General features: G+C 61.9%; 1 pseudogene. It reads right to left on the bottom strand.

Annotated features, from left to right (window positions below):
- Nucleotides 1–73: 73 nt before the first annotated feature.
- A pseudogene (locus tag ACP7BV_RS27355) lies at nucleotides 74–835 on the bottom strand (carbamoyl phosphate synthase small subunit); the annotation flags it as partial.
- Nucleotides 836–929 lie beyond the last annotated feature (94 nt).

The following is a 929-nucleotide window of genomic DNA, read 5'->3' as shown; positions in this document are numbered from 1 at the left end:
ACCGGGCGGGCCAGCATGATTCCCAGCAGCAGGCCGCTGACTACCTTGCCCACCACGTGCCCGCGGCGGGGCGCGGGTCCGGGTCGCCCGGACCGTTGGCCAGAAAAATACCGTCCGGGTTCAACGCGAGCGCGTCCGCAGCGCTCGATTGGGCCGGCAGCACGGTGACCTTGCAACCGCGTTCGGTCAGCATGCGCAAGATGTTGCGCTTGACGCCGTAGTCGAAAGCGACCACGTGAAATTTGGGATCGGCCAGCTTGCCGTAGCCTTCGCCCAGCGTCCATTCGGTCTCGGTGAATTCGTAGGCCTTGGTGGTGGACACCACCTTGGCCAGATCCATGCCCGTCAGGCCCGGGAACGAACGCGCCAGCTCCAGCGCCTGCGCGGCCGACGGCTCGTTGCCTTGCGTGCCGACCAGGATGGCGCCGCTCTGCGCACCCTTCTCGCGCAGCATGCGCGTCAGCTTGCGGGTGTCGATGTTGGCGATGGCGACAATGCCTTCAGCCTTCAGGTAGTCCGACAGCGATTGGGTGGAGCGGAAATTGGAAGCGATCAGCGGCAGGTCGCGGATGATCAAGCCTGCAGCATGCACCTTGGACGACTCGACATCTTCCGGATTGATACCGGTGTTGCCGATGTGCGGATAGGTAAGGGTGACAATCTGGCGCGAATAGCTCGGATCGGTGAGGATTTCCTGGTAGCCTGTCATCGCCGTGTTGAACACGACTTCTCCGGTGGTGTGGCCGGCGGCGCCAATGGAAATACCTTTAAAGATCGTTCCGTCTGCAAGCGCAAGGATGGCTGGAACGGAAGGGCCAGAAAAAAATGGCGGCAAGGGCAACTCCTGATAAAGTTACCGTAGCTGCGCCACGTCAGACCGACGACCATGCATCCTGAGCCGCTTGCGCTCAAGGGTTGGTGTCATTTTG

Origin of the sequence: Massilia sp. TSP1-1-2 (assembly GCF_049896185.1) — a bacterium.
In the GTDB taxonomy this organism is placed as follows: Bacteria; Pseudomonadota; Gammaproteobacteria; order Burkholderiales; family Burkholderiaceae_D; genus Telluria_A.
Note: the sequence above shows the minus strand (reverse complement) of the source record. Positions and strands in the feature narration are given on the sequence as shown.